Source organism: Pandoraea oxalativorans (assembly GCF_000972785.3).
GTDB lineage: Bacteria > Pseudomonadota > Gammaproteobacteria > Burkholderiales > Burkholderiaceae > Pandoraea > Pandoraea oxalativorans.
Map to the genome: position 1 here is coordinate 1,928,292 of NZ_CP011253.3, position 18,858 is coordinate 1,947,149.

The following is an 18,858-nucleotide window of genomic DNA, read 5'->3' on the forward strand; positions in this document are numbered from 1 at the left end:
ATGAGAATGGTGCTGCTCGCCTGGGTGGCGGGCGTCTGGTGGCTGCAACAAGCCTCGGCGCTGCCCACGGGGCAAGGGTTTGCGATAGCGGTCGGCATTGCCGCGTGTGTATTCGTTGCGGGTGCGCTGCGCGTGATTTGGGTGGCAGGAGGCACTCGGTCATATGCACAGCCGTGGGGGGCGACGAGCGGGCGATGCCGTCCTGGAGGCAAGGCAGCACTGGCCGGTCGTGGTGTCGATGACCGTCAGGCCGGTGGCGCAGCGTCTGTGAACCACGGCTGGCCGCGATGGCTGGCGGTGGCGGCGTTCGCGTTGAGTGCAGGCGTTGGCGGATATGCGTGGGCAGCCTACCGGGCGGAAGTGCGGCTGGGGGACAGCTTGCCCGCTGCACTTGAGGGTCAGGACGTGCTGGTGACCGGCGTGGTGGCGGGGCTGCCCATTACCACGGGCGATGGCGTGCGGTTCGTGTTCGACGTCGAACGCGCACACGCCCTGGCGCGGGGCGATGAACGCATCGGCGGATGCGATACATGTGGCGCACCGTCGGTGTGTGGGAATGGCAAAGGCATCGGCGATGGCGGAGGCGCAGGGGCATCGCTTGCGCCGAGACGACTCACCGGCGGGGGTGACTTGGCATGTGGTGCGGTGCATGTGCCGAAGCGCATCGAGTTGGTTTTGCCAATGCGTTCGGCCTTCGGTGGGAAAGGCGGCAAACGCTGGAAGGGCGAGGAGCTCGGGGGACGCGGCGTCGCTGACCTCGGTGCAGGCGACGCATCGGAGGGTGCTGCGGCGGTGGCCGGGACGCAACTGCCTCGCGCAGGTGAGCGATGGCGAATGCCGGTTCGTCTCAAGGCACCGCGTGGCTTCGCCAACTGGCACGGCTTCGATGCGGAATTGCTGGCGCTGGTTCGGGGCATTCGGGCATCGGGATACGTACGGACGTCGTTTGGCAGAGGTGGACAAACGAACGCGGTTCGCTCACGTCGCCTGCATGCGGGGCCGTTGCCGGGGTATGGATTCGCGGCATGGCGTGAGCGATTGCGAGACGATTTTCGGGCTGCCCTCGATCCGTCGGCGAGATATGGCGGCGTGCTGATGGCGTTGGCGCTGGGAGAGCGCGGCGATATCGCGGATGACGACTGGCAAATGTTTGCCGACACCGGTGTGAGTCATTTACTGGCGATCTCGGGGTTACACGTCTCGCTGGTCGCCGGGGCGATGGCTGTGATCGTTGGCGGGCTGTGGCGTCGAGCGAGCTTTGGGCGACGGCGCTTGCCATTGTGGTTGCCAGCGCCGAAGGCGGCGGCTGTCGCAGGGTTGCTGGCGGCGGTGGCGTATGGCGCAATTGCGGGTTGGGGTGTGCCTGTGAGACGCGCCGTCGGCATGGTCGCCATGGTGGTGCTGGCGTTGCTCACGGGGCGATTTGCCGCGCCGTCTTATGCGCTGGCATGGGCGCTCGCGGTTGTCGTTACGCTGGATCCGTGGGCCGTCGTCACGCCCGGTTTGTGGCTGTCGTTCGGTGCGGTGACGGCGCTCGTGTTGGCCGCGAGGCGGGGCGACAGGGCCCGCTCGAACTCGAGCGGACGCCCAGATGGCGCACGGGACGCTGAGGGGGCTGAAGATGCCGACGTCCGGCGGAAACGCGGAGCCGCCACACGGTTGGAGGCCGTTGCCGCAACCCCGGCATGCGAGACGTTGGTGCCGAAGACGGGCACGTTGAAGATCGATGAGGCGAGCAGCGCCTCGGCAGCTTGGCGAGCCTTAGGATGGATGGGGCGCTGGGGAGTCGCCTTATGCCGCCGATTGGCACCCGCTGCCCGCGCACAGTATGCGGTCACCATCGGTCTCATCCCGTTGACGCTCGCGTGGTTCGGCTCAGTGCCGTTGCTGGGACCATTGGCGAATGCCGTCGCCATTCCGGTGATGACGCTGATCGTGACGCCGCTCGCGCTCGCAAGCCTGATGCTGCCTTCCGGTCTTGCGCACTGGGCGCTCTTTGTTGCGCATGCGGTGGTCGTCTGGCTGGCGGACTGGCTGGGCACACTTGCGGCAATGCCCTGGGCTGTCTGGCGAGCGCCGGTCGCACCGGTTTGGGCGCAGATGGTGGCCGTCGTCGGTGTCGTGGTTTGTCTCGTGCCGATGCCGCAGTGGGTTCGTGCGGCGAGACGGTGGGTGATCGGCATGCGGCTTGCCGGGGTGGCGCTGATGGGGCCAGCGGCACTGGCGTCCCCGCAACGGCCCGCGATGGGCGAGTTTCGCGTGACCATGCTCGACATTGGTCAGGGCAACGCTGTGCTGGTCGAAACCGCGACGCGAACGTTACTGTTCGACAGCGGCCCGCCTTTGGGGCGGGGCGGCGATGCGGGGCGGCGTGTCATCGTTCCCTATTTGCGCTCGATGGGGATAGCGCGGCTCGATCGGATGGTCGTCAGCCACGCGCATGACGATCACTTCGGCGGCGCGTTGAGCGTGTTGCGGGCGTTTCCGGAGGCCCAGGTTCTGTCGTCGTTGCCCGAAGGGCATCGGGTTCGGCGCGCCTCGGCAACGCATCGCACTTGCCTTGCCGGGCAGCAGTGGCAGTGGGAGGGCGTCACCTTCCGGTTTTTGCACCCGGACAAAGCGGCGTTGCGTGACGGCCGACGTGGGAGGGCGGGGCCCAACAGTGTGAGCTGTGTGCTGCGAATTGCGAACGGACGGCACAGCGCGTTGCTCGCGGCCGACGCGGAAAGCCCCCAGGAACGCACGATGGTGGCCCGCTATGGGCGGGCGCTACGCTCGGACGTGCTGCTTGCTCCGCATCACGGCAGCCTGACGTCGTCGAGCTCGGCGTTCGTGACGGCGGTATCGCCAGCCCACGTGGTGTTTCAAACGGGGTATCGCAACCGCTTCGGGCATCCGAAAGCAGCCGTGGTCGCCCGCTATCGGTCCGCGGGTGCGACGCTCTGGCAGAGCGTGACGCACGGCGGGATTCGGTTCTCCAGCACGCCGGACGGCATGACGGCCCAAGCTTACCGTGCGAGTTATCGGCGTTACTGGCACGCCTTATCGCCCGATTCGTCCTGAAAAGCGGTGGCGTGTCACATGTGTGTGCACTTTTCCGGATGACACCGCACGGCAATTCGACGGAAACCTCTACGGGCACTCTACGAGCGGTTAGCTAGAATGGTCCGGCGAATGTCATGCGGCCTGATCCTCGTGCCGAATGCACATGCGTGCGACGCCGCGCGCCGTCGTCCCTGGGGCGCATGACGCGCGCTCGCCAAGACAACGAATTCCATGACAAGAGACATCATCCATTTTTCGCACGGCAACGGCTTTCCCGCCGGGGTCTATCGCAAGATGCTCGGTGCGCTGGCCGACGAGTACGACGTGCGCGCCATCGACCGTATCGGGCATGACCCGCGTTATCCGGTGACGCCGGGTTGGCGGTATCTGCGCAACGAATTGGTCGACACGCTGGTGCGTCAGTATCGTGGCGAACCGGTCTGGCTCGTGGGGCATTCGCTTGGTGGCTTCCTGAGTCTCATGGCGGCACTCAAAGCCCCGCAATGCGTGCGTGGCGTGGTGATGGTGGACTCGCCCATCGTGACGCCGGGCTGGCGCACTCAAATGCTCCGCCTTGGCATGCTGACCGGACTTTACGAACGGATGTCCCCTGCTGGCGTGACCAAGAAGCGTCGCGACCAATGGCCGGATTGGGAAAGTGCGTGGCAGCATTTTGCGAGCAAACCGGCGTTCGCCAGTTGGGATCCGGACGTGCTGCGCGATTACATCGATTGCGGGACGTTGCCGACGGGCGAGGGCGAAGCCCGGCGTCTCGCTTTTGCGCGCGAGATCGAGTACCGGATCTATCTGACGTTGCCACCGTTGCTCGCCGTGCGCGCCATGCGAGGCGTGCCGGTGCCGGTCGGCTTCCTCGCGGGGACCGAGTCTCGCGAATTGCGTCAGGCCGGGATTGGGGCGACGCGCCGGATTGTCGGCACGCATCTGCGTTACGTCCCCGGCACCCATCTTTTTCCGATGGAGCGTCCGCTGGACACGGCGGCCGCCATCAGCGACATGCTCGCGGAATTGCGCGGCGGGCATCGCCGTTCGCTGGCCGCCTGAAAGACGGGCGGTCCCGGCATTCTCGACGTCTCGTCTCGTCCGCCGGTGGTCGTGCGCTTCGGATGCCGGTCAGATGAAGACGGAAGGGGGGCGATACGCTTGTCAGTCGGCACCGGCAGTAGTTTGTGCTGAGCAGGGCCTGGGATCGCAGAGTTTCATGCCAGAGCGCGCCGGTCGTGACGGGACGCCGCGCAGGGCGCCTGTCAAGGCCAAAATTTGCCGCGCAGCCCCTCGAGGGCGGGGCCGGTTTCGGGTATAATCCGGCTTTCCCGCGAGCAATTACTGCGATGACCAAATTCGTTTTTGTCACGGGCGGCGTGGTTTCCTCTCTTGGTAAGGGAATTGCTGCCGCATCTCTGGCCGCGATTCTCGAATCGCGTGGCCTCAAAGTCACCCTCCTCAAGCTTGACCCCTACATCAACGTCGACCCGGGCACGATGAGCCCGTTCCAGCACGGCGAGGTGTTTGTGACCGAGGACGGTGCGGAAACCGACCTCGATCTGGGTCACTATGAGCGCTTCATCAGCGCGAAGATGCGTCGTGCGAACAACTTCACGACGGGCCAGATCTACGAGTCGGTGATCCGTAAGGAACGCCGTGGCGAGTATCTCGGCAAGACCGTTCAGGTCATTCCGCACATCACCAATGAAATTCAGGCCTTCGTCGAGCGCGGTGCGCGCTCGACGTGGGACGGCCATCCCGACGTCGCCATCGTCGAAATCGGCGGTACGGTCGGTGACATCGAGTCGCTGCCGTTCCTCGAAGCCGCGCGTCAGATGAACCTGCGCCTGGGCCGCAACAGCGTGGCCTTCGTGCACCTGACGCTCGTGCCGTACATTGCGACGGCCGGTGAGCTCAAGACCAAGCCGACGCAACACAGCGTGCAGAAGCTACGCGAGATCGGTATCTCGCCGGACGTGCTGCTGTGCCGCGCGGACCGTCAGATTCCGGAAGACGAGTGCGCCAAGATTTCGCTGTTCGCGAACATCCCGCAAGACGCCGTGATTTCGGTGTGGGACGTCGACACGATTTACAAGATTCCGCAAATGCTGCACGACCAGGGCATGGACAAGATCATCTGCGACGAGCTGAAGATCGAAGCCAAGCCGGCTGATTTGTCCATGTGGACGCGTCTGGTGCATGCCGTCGAGAATCCCAAGCACGATGTCACGATCGGTATGGTCGGCAAGTACGTCGATCTGACCGAGTCGTACAAGTCGCTGATCGAAGCGCTGCGTCACGCTGCTATCCACACGGAAACGCGCGTGAATATCGAGTACATCGATTCCGAGCAGATCGAGAAGGACGGCACGGATGCGCTCAAGCATCTGGACGCGATTCTCGTGCCGGGCGGTTTCGGTCGTCGCGGTACGGAAGGCAAGATCAAGGCGATCCGTTACGCTCGCGAAAACCGCGTGCCGTATCTGGGCATCTGCCTCGGTATGCAACTGGCCGTGATCGAATTCGCGCGCGACGTCGCCAATCTGGCCGACGCCAACAGCACGGAATTCGAGCCGGCGACGCCGCATCCGGTCGTTGCACTCATTACCGAGTGGCAGGATCGCGATGGCAAGGTCGAGCAGCGTACCGAAGACTCGGACCTGGGCGGCACGATGCGACTCGGCTCGCAACGTGTGCCGGTCAAGGCCGAAACGCTGGCGTCGCGCATTTATGGCGAGACGGTCAACGAGCGTCACCGCCACCGTTACGAAGTCAACAACCATTACGTCCCGCAGCTCGAAGCCGCCGGTCTGGTGATCTCGGCACGCACGCCGACCGAGAATCTGCCGGAAATGATGGAGCTGCCGCAACAGGTGCACCCGTGGTTCGTGGGCGTTCAGTTCCACCCCGAGTTCACCTCGACGCCGCGCGATGGCCACCCGCTCTTCAAGGCTTACGTTGAAGCAGCGCTGGCCGGTCAGCAAGCGCGCAAGAAGGCCGCCTGAGCCGCGCAGCGAGCGAGAAACAAGGAGTTCCCATGAAACTGTGCGGTTTCGATGTTGGCCTGGACAAGCCGTTTTTCCTGATCGCGGGTACCTGCGTCGTCGAGTCGGAGCAAATGACGATCGACGTCGCGGGGCAGCTCAAGGAAATCACGAGCTCGCTCGGCATTCCGTTCATCTACAAGTCGTCGTTCGACAAGGCGAACCGTAGCTCGGGCAAGTCGTATCGCGGCCCGGGCCGCGAGCAAGGCTTGAAGATCCTGGAAGAAGTGCGCCGCCAGCTTGGCGTACCGGTGCTCACCGACGTGCACACCGAAGAGGATGTGGCGGTTGCCGCGCCGATCGTCGACGTACTGCAAACGCCGGCGTTCCTGTGCCGCCAGACCGATTTCATCCGCGCCTGCGCCCAGTCGGGCAAGCCGGTGAATATCAAGAAGGGGCAGTTTCTCGCGCCGCACGACATGATCAACGTCATCGACAAGGCCCGCGACGCTGCGCGCGAAGCCGGTCTTCCCGATGACGTCTTCATGGCCTGCGAGCGGGGCGTTTCGTTCGGCTACAACAATCTGGTCTCGGACATGCGCTCGCTGGCGATCATGCGTGAGACCGGCGCGCCGGTGGTGTTCGACGCCACGCACTCGGTGCAACTGCCGGGCGGACAAGGCACCAGTTCGGGCGGTCAGCGCGAATTCGTGCCGGTGCTCTCGCGTGCCGCCGTGGCCGTCGGTGTCTCGGGCCTCTTCATGGAGACGCACCCGGATCCGGCATGCGCACTCTCGGATGGCCCGAATGCCGTACCCCTGGGACGCATGCGCGAACTGCTCACCACGCTCAAGACGATTGACATGGCGGTGAAGCAGGGCGAGTTCCTGGAAAACAATTTCAACTGAAATGAGACACACCGTCCTGGGGCCACTATCAGCATGCCCACAGGACGGGTATAGCGGCCTGACGCCTTGGCAGCACGGCGTCGAGTCGTTAAGCTTGTCGCGCAGTGGTCGTCAACGGCCGCCGCGAGGGCGAGTCCCCGGAGGAGAGGTCCGCGTGCAGCACGCCGAGTGCACCGTCGACATCGAAGTCACCCCACAGGCCGCCGTGCCTCATTTCGAGGCGCCGTTGTTCCCCCGTCTACGTATTGCCCACCGGTGCGCGCACATGCGCGGCATCGGCCGCCACGTCAGGATTCGGCGCGCTGCCGGTTCGCGGTCAGCGCCCGACGTGGAAGCGGCAGGTGTCAGGCAGGATCGCGGCGCGAAGCTGGTTCCCTTTAGCGTTTTTGTCTTATAGATACCGAGGAATACATGAGTGCAATCGTAGATATCATCGGGCGCGAAGTGCTGGACTCGCGCGGTAATCCGACGGTCGAGTGCGACGTGCTGCTGGAGTCGGGTGTGATGGGCCGTGCGGCAGTGCCGTCGGGCGCATCGACCGGCTCGCGCGAAGCGATCGAACTGCGTGATGGCGACAAGTCGCGCTATCTCGGCAAGGGTGTGCAGAAGGCTGTGGAGCACATCAACACCGAGATTTCGGAAGCCATCATGGGGCTGGATGCTGCCGAGCAGGCCTTCCTGGACAAGACCCTGATCGAACTCGACGGCACGGACAACAAGTCGCGCCTCGGTGCGAACGCCATGCTGGCCGTGTCGATGGCCGTCGCGAAGGCAGCCGCCGAAGAAGCCGGCCTGCCGCTGTATCGCTATTTCGGCGGTTCGGGCGCGATGCAAATGCCGGTGCCGATGATGAACATCGTCAACGGCGGCGCACACGCCAACAACAGCCTGGACATCCAGGAATTCATGGTGATGCCGGTCGGTCAGTCGAGCTTCCGTGAAGCCCTGCGCTGCGGTACGGAAATCTTCCACGCACTCAAGTCGCTGATCGCCGAGAAGGGCTGGAGCACGGCTGTGGGCGACGAAGGCGGCTTCGCACCGAACTTCGAATCGAACGAACAGTGCCTCGCGACCATTCAGGAAGCTGTCGAAAAGGCTGGCTATCGTCTGGGCGACGACGTGCTGCTCGCGCTGGACTGCGCGTCGACCGAGTTCTACAAGAACGGCAAGTACGAACTGGCCGGTGAAGGCCTGTCGCTGACCTCGGAAGAATTCGCCGACTACCTCGCCAATCTGTGCGACAAGTTCCCGATCGTCTCGATCGAAGACGGCATGTCGGAAGACGACTGGGCCGGCTGGAAGATCCTGACGGACAAGCTGGGCAAGAAGGTGCAACTGGTCGGCGACGACCTGTTCGTGACCAACACGAAGATCCTGAAGCAAGGGATCGAGCAGGGCGTGGCCAACTCGATCCTCATCAAGATCAACCAGATCGGCACGCTGACCGAGACGTTCGCCGCCATCGAAATGGCCAAGCGCGCCGGTTACACGGCTGTCGTGTCGCACCGTTCGGGCGAAACCGAAGACTCGACGATTGCCGATATCGCCGTGGGCACTAACGCAGGTCAGATCAAGACCGGCTCGCTCTCGCGCAGCGATCGTATCGCCAAGTACAACCAGCTTCTGCGCATCGAGGAAGATCTCGGCGATATCGCTTCGTACCCGGGCAAGGAAACGTTTTACAATCTGCGCTAATTCCGTTTCCCCGGGGGCACTTAGGGCCAGACGGTTGTCAGGCCCTTCTTCCCGGAATTCTTGCCAGGCGAAAGCATGCGAATGGTGACCTTGGTACTGGTGGCGTTGTTGGTTGTCATCCAGTATCCGCTCTGGTTCGGCCACGGTGGTTGGTTGTACGTGCACGAACTGCGCGACGAACTGAGCGCCGAACAGCAGAAGAACGAGCAGTTGAAAGAACGTAACGATCGCCTTGCCGGCGAAGTGCAGGATCTGCAGGACGGCACTTCGGCGATCGAAGAACGCGCTCGTTTCGAGTTGGGGATGGCCAAGGACGGCGAAGTGTTCGTGCAATTCGTCGGTGCGGATGGGACTGGCGCGCCGCAAGGCGCATCCGGTGCCGACGCGCCGCTCGTCTCGTCGACCGAACCGGCTCACAAGACGGTCGCCGCTGCGCCACCGCCCCCACCGTCTCAGACGAAGGGCAAGACGCAGTCGGCGCCCAAGGCGCAGCATCGCTGATCCTCACTGGCCGCTGCCGCCGTCCCTGGCAGTCTCGCACAGACGCAGTACAAAAATGGCGCTCCCTCGGGAGCGCCATTTCTATTGGCCGTCAGATACCGCAACTCAAAAGCCGATGCTCACGCCGACCGAGGATCGCGGGCCATACCCACCGGGACCGTACCAGCCTGGCCCGTACCAACCGGGGCCATACCAACCCGGGCCACCCCAGCCGCCATCGAAGTAGGCGTTGCTGTAGTAGCTGCGGACGGCGTCGTTCAGCGCACGCTCGGCACGCTCACGCTCAATCGCGGATTCCTGCTCGTCGTAGATGTGCTTGTTCAGCCGCGTCAGGTCCTGCTTTTGCGCCTCCGTCATGGCAGGCGCGCTTTCCTGCGATTGCGGCAGCCGTGCAGAAGGCGCGTCGGGCGGCGGCAACTGCAATTGCGCACAGCCGGTGGCAAGCGTGAGCGCCAACAGCGCGATGAAGCTTGCCGGCGCGCGCCACGGGCGCGCCGCGTTTGCGGTGTGTGCGGCGATATCGGGGGAGGCTTCGGAGGTGGCTCGGGGCATGATGGCGCGATAACCCGGTGTGGTTCCGTCCTTTCCGAGGGCGGAGGGCAATGGCATCCGATGCGGGGCGGCCCCGCATCTCGCCGGATGTGAACTCAGATTCCCCGGCACGCGGGACGTTCCGCGCGCCGCAGGAAATCTGTCGTTCAGTGCTGCCCGGCCGGGGCGGCGTGAGACTGCTGAGTGAAGAGTTGGGCCGCGTCGACCTTGTCGAAATGATAGGTCTGACGGCAGAACTCGCAAGCGACTTCGAGGCTGGGGCGTTCGTCGAATACGCTCATGACTTCGGCTTCGCCCAGCGTGCGCAGCATATTCGACACACGGTCGCGCGAGCAGGTGCAGCGAAACGCCGTGGGCAGCGGGTCGAACACACGGACCGTTTCTTCCCAGAACAGACGATGCAGCATCGTCTCGCGGTCCGTGCTCAGCATTTCGTCGCGCTTTAGCGTGTTGCCCAAATGGCAGACGCGATCCCACGTGTCCTCGTCTTCCTCGGGGGCACGTTCGGCCCCGCTGCCAGCCGTGCCGCCGTGGCCCGGCAGCTTTTGTAGCAGCATGCCGACCGCGTGGTCTTCGTCTGCGGCCAGCCAAAGGCGCGTGTCGAGCTGCTCCGAATGGTGCATGTAATGCTCAAGCACCGACGCCATGTCGGGCAGCGGACCGTGTTCGTCCGACAACGGCACCACGCCCTGATACGGCTGCTGGCCGGGCTGCTCCACGCGCGGATCGAGCGTGATGGCGAAGCTGGCGCGACCATTCACGTCGAGCATCGACTTGAGCGTCGCGTCTTCCGGGATCTCGCCGCTGTACTTCGCGGTGGCGCGCATCGTGAGGTCGGCATTGCATTCCACCACCACCATGCTGACCGGGCCGTCACCGTGCAGTTGCAGGATGAGCGCGCCGTCGAATTTGACGTTCGCGGTCAGCAGGGCGGCCGCCGCCATCATTTCGCCGAGCAGGTTGCGCACGGGCGCCGGGTAGTCGTGGCGTTCCAGCACAGCGCGCCAGGTGGCGTTGAGGCTGACGTATTCGCCGCGCACAGGGGCGGCGTCGAACATGAATTTCTGAAGTTGGTCGGACACGGTCGAATTCCTGAAAAATGCGGCAACGGCGGTCGGTGCAGTGGGCCGGCGGGCGCGGTATGCCCCGCGGGCGTTGGCGACCCTCTGGTCCACGAATCGCACGAGTGCTTCTGCATTCGCTCGTTCTGACGGACCCACCAGCGCACAATCGCCGGCGATTGGCGCGTCAATGTTGCGATATCTGGGGGCGCGCGCCGCATTTTCAACACGTCGGCAGCGAAGGCTAGCGCTCCCGACTGGCCGCGCGCGCCGCTGCCGGACGTGCGTTCAGCCGATGCGCACCAGTTGTTCCTTGAAAACCTGCCGACGCGTTGCATAGACGTCGGCATTGCGCTTGAGATTGGCGACTTCCTCATCGGTCAGTTCGCGTACGACCTTGGCGGGCACGCCGAGAATCAGCGAACGGTCCGGAAATGTCTTGCGCTCGGTGACCAGCGCACCTGCGCCCACCAGGCTGTCGCGGCCGATGACGGCGCCGTTGAGCAACACGGCCTGAATGCCGATCAGCGAATTCTCGCCGACGGTGCAGCCGTGCAGCATGGCCTGATGACCCACGCTGACGCCATCGGCCAGCGTGAGCGGATAGCCCGGATCGGCATGCAGCACAGCGCCTTCCTGCACGTTGGTGCCGACGCCGACCTTGATCGGTTCGTTATCGCCGCGAATCGCCACGCCCGGCCACACGCTGCTATTTTCCGCAAGAATCACCTCACCGATGATGGTGGCGGTGTCGGCCACGAAAGCACTCTCGTGGATCTGCGGGGTCTTGTCTCCAAGTTTATAGATCGGCATGGCGGCTTCGGTTCGCGGTTAAAATCGACGAAACCCCTATTGTAACGTCATGGCCGATTTCACTCCTGCACCCGGCGCCGATGCCGCGCGCCACGCCGTTTCCGGCCAATCCGTCGGAATTTCCGCTGCCTGCGCTGCTGTGTCGTCGTCGGCCGATGTGTCCGACTGTGCTCGCGAACGCGCGCTCGAATTGCTGCGCGTCTGCGATCCGTTCGAGAAGGCCGCAGGCGTCACGGCGTTGCGCGATGCCGTTCGTGACGGGGCGGCACATTGGCATCCTGCGCGTCAATTCCTGTGTGGGGACGGTGAGCATGAGGCCGGGATTCCGGGGCGTCCCGCGACACCGCAACTGGTTTCGCCCAGGGAGTTGAAGCAGCGAGCAGTGACATCGGTCGACGGGCGCGCCGCGTTGTTGCACGCCCTTGCTCACATCGAATTCAACGCCATCAATCTCGCACTGGACGCCCTGTGGCGCTTCGACGGCCTGCCGAGCGCCTATTACGACGACTGGCTTCAGGTCGCGGCAGAGGAGGCATACCACTTCTCGCTGCTCGTCTCGCATCTGCGAACGTTGGGCGATCGGTACGACTACGGCTGCTTTCCGGCGCACGACGGGCTCTGGGATATGGCGCGACGCACATCCGGCGATTGGCTGGCGCGCCTCGCGCTCGTGCCGCGAACGCTGGAAGCGCGCGGCCTGGACGCCAGTCCGCCCATCAAGGCCAAACTCTCCAGTGCGGGCGACAAGGCCGGTGCGGCGATTCTCGACATCATCCTGCGAGACGAGATCGGGCATGTCGCCATCGGCAATCGCTGGTATCGCTGGGGCTGCGAGCGCGCGGGCTGTGAACCTGTCGAGACGTACGCGCGACTGGCCGCACAGTACGGCGCGCCACGCCTGCGCGGACCGTTCAATCTCGAGGCGCGCAGGGCTGCCGGGTTCGACGATGCCGAACTCGCGGCGCTTCAGGCCGGGGAGTGAGGGCGGCGTCGTCGGGAAACTGCGTGCGTGAGGGTGCATTCCGCTTTTTGACGCCGCTTCCGAGGTGGCAACGTCCGTCGATATACTCGACGTTCCTCATTCGTTCAGATATTCATTTTCTGCCGGTGTCATGACTGACGTGACCGATATGACCGATTCCCGATCCGAGTTTCTGATGGTGCGTGGCCTGCGCCACCACGTTCGCCAGTGGGGCACGCCCGGTGCGCCGAAACTGTTTGCGCTGCATGGCTGGATGGACGTATCTGCGTCGTTCCAGTTTGTTGCGCAGACGCTCGCGCAGCGTTGGCACGTGCTCGCGCCCGACTGGCGCGGCTTCGGCCTCACCGACTGGCCCGTCGCCGATGGACGCGCCGCTAGCTATTGGTTCCCCGACTACATCGCCGATCTCGACGCGCTCGTCGACGTCTACACCGAACCCGGTGAAGCCATCAATCTGATCGGCCACAGCATGGGCGGCAACGTGGCTTGTCTCTACGCGGGCGTGCGTCCGGCGCGGGTGCGGCGTCTGGTGAATCTCGAAGGCTTCGGTTTGCCTGCGTCGCCACCGGCCGCCGCGATCCGTCAACTGAGTCGCTGGCTGGACGACGTACAGACGCCGCCGACGCTTCGCCCGTATGCGTCGCTCGACGACGTGGCGGCGCGCCTGCGCAAGACGAACCCGCGTCTCACGCCCGAACGCGCGGCATGGCTTGCGCCGCGCTGGGCACGTCAGGTGAACGACGGCCAGTGGCATTTGCTTGCCGATGCGGCCCACAAGATGGCCAACCCGTATCCGTACCGGCTGGATGAAGCCATGGCGGTGTGGAGCAACGTGAGCGCGCCCGTGCTGCATGTCGAGGCGACGGATTCGGACGTGCTGCAACACTTCTGCGGGGCGCAGGGTAAGGAAGCCTTTCGCGAACGGTTCGAGGTCTTTCCGAATTTGATGCAGGCGTTCGTCGACGATGCGGGGCATATGCTGCATCACGACCAGCCGGAGGTCGTCGCGCGCCTGATCGAGGATTTCTGCCGTGACTAGTGGCGTGCCAGCGCAGCGCGACAAGTTCGTGCAGCGCGCGGCAACTCGCGTCGCGTGCACTTGAGCGGTAGAATGAGGGCGTCATTACCACGTCATACGCCGGTGTCGGAGGGTCAATCACGGAGCGATGGGGCTGAACGGGCAGCGAGGCTGCCGAGGTCACTGAAATCCGGTATCGCGCCATCGTCCGGCGGCTCATCATGCTCAACGCGGATCTTCACTGTCATTCCAAGGTGTCGGACGGCACGCTAACGCCGTTCGAAGTGGCGCAGGTCGCTTTTGAGGCCGGTGTCGACCTGTGGGCGCTGACGGACCACGATGAAATCGGCGGCCAGCGCGAAGCGCGGGCGGCGGCCGAAGCGCTGGGCATGCGTTACGTGAGCGGTGTCGAAATCTCGATTACGTGGGCGAACCGCACGGTGCATATCGTCGGACTGAACATCAACCCCGACAATCCGGCATTGATCGACGGCCTCGCGGCGACGCGCGGCGGTCGTGCCGCCCGGGCGCAACTGATGAGCGAGCAACTGGCGGCCGCCGGTATTCCCGACGCTTACGAAGGTGCGCTGCGCTTCGTCGGCAACCCGGATCTGATTTCCCGCACGCACTTCGCGCGCTTTTTGGTGGAAATCGGCAAATGCGCGTCGGTCTCCGACGTTTTTGCAAAGTATCTTTCGGAGGGACGCCCAGGCTACGTGCCGCACCGTTGGGCGACGCTCGAGGAGTCCGTCAAGTGGATTCGTGGCGCGGGTGGCATTGCCGTCGTAGCCCACCCCGGGCGCTATAAATTCACGCCGCTGGAATTCGGCGCGCTGTTCGATCAGTTCCGCGAACTGGGCGGCGAAGCGATTGAAGTCGTGACCGGCAGCCATACGCCGGATCAGTACCGCGAGTATGCCGACGTCGCGCGTCAGTACGGTTTTCTGGCGTCGCGCGGCTCGGATTTCCATGGACCGACCGAGAGCCGTGCGCTGCTCGGCAAGCTGCCACCGTTGCCCGACGATCTCACCCCGGTCTGGAGCCGCTGGCAGTAACTTACCGCCAACATGTCGCAATTCTTCCAGATTCACCCGGAAAATCCTCAGTCACGTCTCATCAAGCAAGCGGCACAGATCATCGATAAAGGCGGCATCGTGGCGTTGCCGACCGATTCGAGCTACGCGATTGCCTGTCATATCGACGACAAGCAGGCCGTCGACCGCCTGCGGCGTATTCGCGGGCTTGACGAGAAGCAGATGCTTTCGCTGCTCGTGCGCGATTTGTCCGAATTGGCCGAATTCGCCATCGTCGACAATCGGCAGTACCGGCTGATCAAGGCGACGACGCCGGGGCCGTACGTCTTTATTCTGGAAGCGACGAAAGAGGTGCCGCGACGCCTCTCGCACCCATCGCGAAAGACGATCGGCCTGCGTGTGCCGGAGCATGCCATTACGCTGGCGCTGCTCGAAGAACTGGGCCAGCCGCTGCTGGCCACGACGCTGATTCTGCCCGATGAAACCGAGCCGCTGAACGACCCGGAGGAAATCCGGGAGCGCCTCGAGAAGCAACTGGACCTCGTGATCGACGGCGGAGCGTGCCCCAAGGAGCCGTCGACGGTGGTCGATCTGACGGTGACGCCGCCGGAAGTGTTACGCCGCGGACGCGGCTCGCTGACACCGTTCGGTCTGTCCTGATGGCGTGGATGTCGCCGTGCCTGTCCGCTTGCCCGCGTCGGCCCCAAAATCTTTGTAAGGGTGGGTAATACTGGCGTGCAGGTCTGCTTGTTACAATAGTCGGCTATGAATGCAGACCTGATCCAGACCATCGCGGTCTACGCGCTCCCCGTCCTCTTCGCGATTACTTTGCACGAGGCTGCGCACGGCTACGTCGCCAAGCATTTCGGCGACCCCACGGCATTTCTGATGGGGCGCGTCACCCTCAATCCCCTCAAGCATATCGACCCGATCGGCACGATCCTCGTGCCGCTGGCGCTTTATTTCATGACGAGCGGCGCTTTCCTGTTCGGTTACGCGAAGCCGGTGCCGGTCGCGTTCGGCAGCTTGCGCAATCCGCGCGTCGATACGATCTGGGTGGCGCTGGCCGGTCCGCTGTGCAACTTTGCGCAGGCGATCCTTTGGGCCTTGGTCACCGTCGGGCTTCAGATCGCGGAGGTTCGCGAGCCATTCTTCATGATGATGGCGCAGGCCGGTGTCGTGGTGAACCTCGTGATGTGCATGTTCAACCTGTTTCCTGTGCCGCCGCTCGACGGCGGACGCGTGCTGGTATCGCTGCTGCCTGCGCGTGCGGCCTATACGCTCTCACGCGTCGAGCCTTACGGCTTTTTCATTGTGATGGCGCTGGTTGTCAGCGGCGTGCTCGGCCGTGTCTGGCTGTGGCCGTTGATTCAGTGGGGGCGTGACGTGATCGTGTGGATGCTCACGCCGCTGCTGTCGCTGGCTTCCTGACGTTTTTGCAGACTCATAACTAGACCATGTACCCCGAACGCGTTTTCTCCGGCATGCGACCGACCGGTCGTCTGCACCTCGGCCACTATCACGGCGTGCTCAAGAACTGGATTCAGCTCCAGTCGGAGTATCCGTGCTACTTCTGCGTGGTCGACTGGCATGCGCTCACCACGCACTATGAGACGCCTGACGTCATCGAACAGAACGTATGGGACGTACTGATCGACTGGCTGGCCGCCGGGATCGATCCGAATCAGGCCACGCTCTTCATCCAGAGCAAGGTGCCCGAGCATGCCGAACTGGCGCTGCTCATCGGCATGAGCACGCCGCTGGGTTGGCTCGAACGGGTGCCGACGTACAAGGAGCAGATCGAAAAGCTCAAGGAGAAGGACCTGTCGACGTACGGCTTCCTTGGCTATCCCGTGCTCATGGCGGCGGACATTCTCCTGTATCGCGCGCTGCATGTGCCGGTGGGCGAAGATCAGGTGCCGCACGTGGAAATGACCCGCGAGATCGCACGTCGCTTCAATTATCTGTATGGTCGCGAAGCGGGCTTCGAAGAGAAGGCGCTGGCGGCCGCACGCAAGCTCGGTGGCAAGCGCTCGAAGCTGTATCTCGAGTTGCGCAATGCGTATCAGGAGAAGGGCGACGACGAGGCGCTCGAACAGGCGCGCGCCATGCTGTCCGAATCGCAGTCGTTGTCGATGGGCGATCGCGAGCGTCTTTTCGGTTACCTCGAAGGCGCGCGCAAGCTGATCCTGGTGGAGCCGCAAGCGCTGTTGACGCCGGCGTCGCGTATGCCGGGGCTCGACGGTCAGAAGATGTCGAAGTCCTATAACAACACCATCGGCTTGCGCGAAGACGCGGAATCCATCACCAAGAAAGTCCGCACGATGCCGACGGATCCTGCGCGCGTGCGTCGCACCGATCCGGGCGATCCCGACAAGTGTCCGGTGTGGCAGTTGCATCAGGTCTATAGCGACGACGACACACGCGAGTGGGTCCAGAAGGGCTGTCGCAGCGCGGGCATCGGTTGCATCGAATGCAAGCAGCCGGTCATCGAAGGCATCCTGCGTGAGCAACAGCCGATGCTCGAACGCGCGCAAAAGTACATGGACGATCCGTCGCTGCTGCGGGCCATCGTGGCCGACGGCTGCGAAAAGGCCCGCAAGTCGGCGCAGGAAATCATGCGCGACGTGCGTGAAGCCATGGGGCTTCAGTATTCATGATGGCCGACGTCGTGACGGTCGCTGCCTCGGGTGCCGCACATGGCACGGGTGCGCCGTCTGCGTGGCTGGTGCGCTGGGCGCATCTCATCGCGCCGGGCGCGCGCGTGCTCGATCTTGCGTGCGGGCATGGACGTCACGCCCGCTGGCTTGCCGGGCGGGGTGTGCACGTGATGGCGGTCGATCGCGACGACGCAGCGCTTGCCACGATGGCAACGCTGCCGAACGTGACGACGCTCAGCGCCGATCTGGAAGGCGCGCCGTGGCCGCTGGCGGCGCACGCGCCGTTCGACGCCGTCATCGTCACTAACTATCTGCATCGTCCGCTGCTTGCGCAAATCGCTGCGAGCGTAGCGCCGGGCGGCGTGCTGATTTACGAAACCTTTGCCCAGGGAAACGAAAGGTACGGGAAACCGTCCAATCCGCTGTTTCTGCTGGCGCCGGGCGAGTTGCTCGACGTCGCGCATGCGGCGGGCCTGCGTGTCGCGGCTTACGAGGATGTCACGCTGCCCGCGCCGCGTGCGGCGTGTGTGCAGCGAATGTGCGCAACACGCGCGGCGGTCCCCGGGGAAAACCCCGGCATCGCCGCCCTGTACGAGGCGACAGCGTAATCCGCTACAATCCACCCTTATCGCTGAATTGTTCGATCAACCATGACTACCCAAACTCCGATTCAAGGCAGTATCGTCGCGATTGTCACGCCGATGGCAGAGGACGGCAGCCTTGACCGCGAAGCACTGCGTAACCTGATCAACTGGCACGTCGACGAAGGCACGGACGGTATCGTGATCGTCGGCACGTCGGGCGAGTCCCCGACGGTGAACGTGGAAGAGCACTGCGAGCTCATCGAGATCGCCGTCCAGCAAACCGCGCAAGCCGGCCAGTCGCGTGGGCGCAAGGTGCCCGTGATTGCCGGTACCGGCGGCAATTCGACGGCCGAAGCCATCGAACTGACCCGGCATGCGAAGAAGGTCGGTGCGGATGCGTCGCTGCAAGTCGTGCCGTACTACAACAAGCCGACGCAGGAAGGCCAGTACCAGCACTTCCGCGCCATTGCCGAAGCCGTTGAGCTTCCGGTCATCCTCTATAATGTGCCCGGCCGTACCGTGGCAGACGCGAGCAACGATACGCTGCTGCGTCTGGCGCAAGTGCCAGGCATCGTTGGCGTGAAAGACGCCACGGGCAACCTGGATCGTGGCATCGACCTCATCCGGCGCGCTCCGAAGAGCTTCGCCGTGTACAGCGGCGACGACCTGACGGCTGTTGCGCTCATGCTCATGGGCGGTCAGGGTAATATCTCGGTCACCGCCAACGTAGCACCGCGTGCGATGCACGATCTGTGCGTCGCTGCACTGGCTGGCGACGTGACAAAGGCACGTGAACTGCAATTCAAGTTGTTCGAACTGCATCGTGCCATGTTCGTCGAAGCCAATCCGATCCCCGTGAAGTGGGCGCTGCAAAAGATGGGCATGATTGCGTCGGGCATCCGCCTGCCGCTCACGCCGCTTGCGCAGCCGTATCAGGACACGGTGCTCGAAGCCCTCAAGTCGGCCAACATCGCCGTTGTCTAAGCTGTCGTTCAGGCACCCGGGTTCGATTGCCCAC

The 18,858-nt window shown here is 64.0% G+C and carries 17 protein-coding genes; 14 read left to right on the forward strand and 3 right to left on the reverse strand.

The genetic code is table 11. From position 1 onward, the window contains the following. From MB84_RS08725 to ftsB, 6 genes are all read left to right on the forward strand, one after another. On the forward strand, window positions 1-3,063 hold the full coding sequence (locus tag MB84_RS08725; protein ID WP_084009674.1) for a DNA internalization-related competence protein ComEC/Rec2: 3,063 nt from the start codon (window positions 1-3) through the stop codon (window positions 3,061-3,063). Between the two features lie 213 nt (window positions 3,064-3,276). Then, window positions 3,277-4,107, forward strand: a complete 831-nt coding sequence (locus tag MB84_RS08730) for an alpha/beta fold hydrolase (protein ID WP_046291501.1) — start codon at window positions 3,277-3,279, stop codon at window positions 4,105-4,107. A gap of 287 nt (window positions 4,108-4,394) precedes the next feature. Beyond that, window positions 4,395-6,053, forward strand: coding sequence for a CTP synthase (locus tag MB84_RS08735; RefSeq protein WP_039399291.1), 1,659 nt, complete (start codon window positions 4,395-4,397; stop codon window positions 6,051-6,053). 32 nt (window positions 6,054-6,085) lie between these two features. Beyond that, window positions 6,086-6,940, forward strand: a complete 855-nt coding sequence (gene kdsA / locus MB84_RS08740) for a 3-deoxy-8-phosphooctulonate synthase (protein ID WP_046291502.1) — start codon at window positions 6,086-6,088, stop codon at window positions 6,938-6,940. A 411-nt stretch (window positions 6,941-7,351) separates the two neighbouring features. Then, entirely contained in the window at window positions 7,352-8,635 is a 1,284-nt protein-coding gene (eno, locus tag MB84_RS08750) for a phosphopyruvate hydratase (protein WP_046291504.1), read from the forward strand. 75 nt (window positions 8,636-8,710) lie between these two features. Further along, on the forward strand, window positions 8,711-9,136 hold the full coding sequence (gene ftsB, locus MB84_RS31590) for a cell division protein FtsB (protein ID WP_046291505.1): 426 nt from the start codon (window positions 8,711-8,713) through the stop codon (window positions 9,134-9,136). 105 nt (window positions 9,137-9,241) lie between these two features. Here the strand turns inward: ftsB and MB84_RS29835 are convergent, their stop codons facing one another. The 3 genes from MB84_RS29835 to MB84_RS08770 form a co-directional block, all read right to left on the reverse strand. Beyond that, the gene (locus tag MB84_RS29835) at window positions 9,242-9,688 is read right to left on the reverse strand and encodes a hypothetical protein (RefSeq protein ID WP_157122668.1); all 447 of its coding nucleotides are present in this window, start codon (window positions 9,686-9,688) and stop codon (window positions 9,242-9,244) included. A 146-nt stretch (window positions 9,689-9,834) separates the two neighbouring features. Further along, window positions 9,835-10,770, reverse strand: coding sequence for an Hsp33 family molecular chaperone HslO (gene hslO / locus MB84_RS08765; protein ID WP_046291506.1), 936 nt, complete (start codon window positions 10,768-10,770; stop codon window positions 9,835-9,837). Between the two features lie 267 nt (window positions 10,771-11,037). Further along, on the reverse strand, window positions 11,038-11,562 hold the full coding sequence (locus MB84_RS08770) for a gamma carbonic anhydrase family protein (RefSeq protein WP_046291507.1): 525 nt from the start codon (window positions 11,560-11,562) through the stop codon (window positions 11,038-11,040). Between the two features lie 49 nt (window positions 11,563-11,611). Between MB84_RS08770 and MB84_RS08775 the strand changes: the two genes are divergently transcribed. From MB84_RS08775 to dapA, 8 genes are all read left to right on the forward strand, one after another. Further along, window positions 11,612-12,544, forward strand: a complete 933-nt coding sequence (locus tag MB84_RS08775; RefSeq protein WP_084009676.1) for a ferritin-like domain-containing protein — start codon at window positions 11,612-11,614, stop codon at window positions 12,542-12,544. 148 nt (window positions 12,545-12,692) lie between these two features. Beyond that, entirely contained in the window at window positions 12,693-13,583 is an 891-nt protein-coding gene (locus tag MB84_RS08780) for an alpha/beta fold hydrolase (RefSeq protein WP_084010022.1), read from the forward strand. A 200-nt stretch (window positions 13,584-13,783) separates the two neighbouring features. Next, window positions 13,784-14,617 (forward strand): 3',5'-nucleoside bisphosphate phosphatase, encoded by an 834-nt coding sequence (locus MB84_RS08785; RefSeq protein ID WP_046291509.1) that lies wholly within the window; start codon window positions 13,784-13,786, stop codon window positions 14,615-14,617. A gap of 12 nt (window positions 14,618-14,629) precedes the next feature. Beyond that, a complete protein-coding gene (locus MB84_RS08790) occupies window positions 14,630-15,256 on the forward strand; it encodes an L-threonylcarbamoyladenylate synthase (RefSeq protein ID WP_046291510.1) in 627 nt (208 codons plus the stop codon). A 105-nt stretch (window positions 15,257-15,361) separates the two neighbouring features. Further along, complete coding sequence (locus MB84_RS08795) at window positions 15,362-16,027, forward strand: site-2 protease family protein (protein ID WP_046291511.1); 666 nt, start codon at window positions 15,362-15,364, stop codon at window positions 16,025-16,027. A 26-nt stretch (window positions 16,028-16,053) separates the two neighbouring features. Next, window positions 16,054-17,256 carry a tryptophan--tRNA ligase gene (locus MB84_RS08800; RefSeq protein WP_046291512.1) on the forward strand — a complete coding sequence of 401 codons (1,203 nt, stop codon included), beginning with the start codon at window positions 16,054-16,056 and terminating at the stop codon, window positions 17,254-17,256. Continuing rightward, window positions 17,253-17,864: a class I SAM-dependent methyltransferase gene (locus MB84_RS08805; protein WP_169834994.1), complete on the forward strand. Its 612-nt coding sequence runs from the start codon at window positions 17,253-17,255 to the stop codon at window positions 17,862-17,864. Before MB84_RS08800 ends, MB84_RS08805 begins: the two co-directional genes overlap by 4 nt. Before the next feature lie 42 nt (window positions 17,865-17,906). After that, complete coding sequence (gene dapA, locus MB84_RS08810; RefSeq protein ID WP_046291513.1) at window positions 17,907-18,824, forward strand: 4-hydroxy-tetrahydrodipicolinate synthase; 918 nt, start codon at window positions 17,907-17,909, stop codon at window positions 18,822-18,824. Window positions 18,825-18,858 lie beyond the last annotated feature (34 nt).